At 71.5% G+C, this 1853-nt stretch carries 1 protein-coding gene and 2 pseudogenes; 1 reads left to right on the top strand and 2 read right to left on the bottom strand.

Going from position 1 to position 1853, the window contains the following annotated elements; all coding sequences use genetic code 11:
* A pseudogene (locus CR470_RS37715) lies at window positions 1–411 on the top strand (hypothetical protein); the annotation flags it as partial.
* 84 nt (window positions 412–495) lie between these two features.
* Here the strand turns inward: CR470_RS37715 and CR470_RS37710 are convergent.
* On the bottom strand, window positions 496–1638 hold the full coding sequence (locus CR470_RS37710; protein ID WP_097872251.1) for an NADH-quinone oxidoreductase subunit D: 1143 nt from the start codon (window positions 1636–1638) through the stop codon (window positions 496–498).
* A gap of 38 nt (window positions 1639–1676) precedes the next feature.
* A pseudogene (locus tag CR470_RS41530) lies at window positions 1677–1853 on the bottom strand (SAM-dependent methyltransferase); the annotation flags it as partial.

Raw genomic sequence — 1853 nt, 5'->3', positions numbered from 1 at the left:
CACCGGGACCACCAGCACCGCCGCCCCTCCACCACCCCGCCCGCCCCGGCACTCCCGAGCGTGAAGGCCCCGGACTCCATCGCGCCGGTGCCCGTGCCGCGCGCGATGGAGGCCGCCTCGGCCGTCGTCCCGTACGCCGCACGCCGCCACCTGGCCCCCCAGGGCAACTTCGACTTCTTCGGCGCCCAGAACGCCCAGAACGCCCAGCGCCCCCAGAGTGCCGAGAAGGCGAACGCCGTGATCGAGTCCGTGCAGAACGAGGACCTCGCGGACGTCGTCGGTGAGGAGGCGCTCGCCGCCCACCGCACGGGAGTTGTGGACACCCGGGCCGTCGGCAAGGTCATCGACCTCACGGCGCACGACGAGACCGAGCAGATCGAGGTGGCGGAACTGCGCGGCGCGGTCTCCTGAGAGGGCGCGGTCCGCTGGGAGAAGGCCCCGAGCCCCGGACTCGCCGACCGGCTTGTCGGCCTACGTGTCGACTTACGTGTCGACTTACTTGTCGATGTCGCCGACGACGAAGAACAGCGAGCCCAGGATCGCCACCATGTCGGCGACCAGGGTGCCCGGCAGCAGCTCGGTGAGCGCCTGGATGTTGTTGAACGAGGCGGAGCGCAGCTTCAGCCGGTAGGGCGTCTTCTCACCCTTGGACACCAGGTAGTAGCCGTTGACGCCGAGCGGGTTCTCCGTCCAGGCGTAGGTGTGGCCCTCCGGCGCCTTGAGCACCTTGGGCAGCCGCTGGTTGATCGGCCCCGGCGCCAGGTGGGCCATCCGGTCCAGGCAGGCGTCCGCCAGGTCCAGGGCGTTGAGGGTCTGCTCCAGCAGGCACTCGAAGCGGGCCAGGCAGTCGCCCTCGGTCCGGGTGACGACCTTCAGGGTGTCCTGGAGCTCCCCGTACGCGAGATACGGCTCGTCGCGCCGCAGGTCGAAGTCGACGCCCGAGGCACGGGCGATCGGCCCCGACACCCCGTACGCGTGCACCGCCCCGGCGGACAGCACGCCCACGTCGCGCGTGCGGCCCCGGAAGATCTCGTTGCCGAGGACGAGGTTCTCGTACACGTCCATGCGGGAGCGGACGGAGGCGACGGCGTCGCGGACCCGGCCGGCCCAGCCCGCCGGGACGTCCTCCTTGAGCCCGCCGACCCGGTTGAACATGTAGTGCATCCGCCCGCCGGAGACCTCCTCCATCACCGCCTGGAGCTCCTCGCGCTCCCGGAAGGCGTGGAAGACCGGGGTGATGCCGCCGAGTTCGAGGGGGTAGGAGCCGAGGAACATCAGGTGGTTGAGGACCCGGTTCAGCTCGGCGAGCAGCGTCCGCGTCCACACCGCGCGCTCGGGGACCTCCATGCCGAGCATCCGCTCGACGGCCATCACCACGCCCAGCTCGTTCGAGAACGCCGACAGCCAGTCGTGGCGGTTGGCGAGCATGATGATCTGCCGGTAGTCACGCGCCTCGAAAAGCTTCTCCGCGCCCCGGTGCATATAGCCGATGACCGGTTCCGCGTGCTGCACGCGCTCGCCGTCCAGCACGATCCGCAGCCGGAGGACCCCGTGCGTCGAGGGGTGCTGGGGACCGATGTTCAGCACCATGTCGGTGCTCTCCGCCGCTCCGCCGATGCCGATCGTCGTCTCCGTCATGCGGGACAGTATTCCCTGACCCCGCCGCGCCGGGGCGGTCACCCGCGTTCCGGCCCCACCCGGTGCAGCAGCCACCCGAAGTCGCCGAGGCCGCCGCGCGCGGTCAGCTCCGCCGCCTCGCCCGCCGCCGCCAGCGCGGTGACGTAGCCCGCCGGATCGGTGGCGGCCAGACTCAGCGGCGGCCGGTCGCCGCCGACGCTCAGACGGTGCAGCGC

It is taken from the genome of Streptomyces sp. rh34 (assembly GCF_002551245.1).
Classification (GTDB): Bacteria; Actinomycetota; Actinomycetes; order Streptomycetales; family Streptomycetaceae; genus Streptomyces.
The sequence above is the reverse complement of the archived record's forward strand: the minus strand, read 5'-3'. Positions and strand labels throughout refer to the sequence as shown.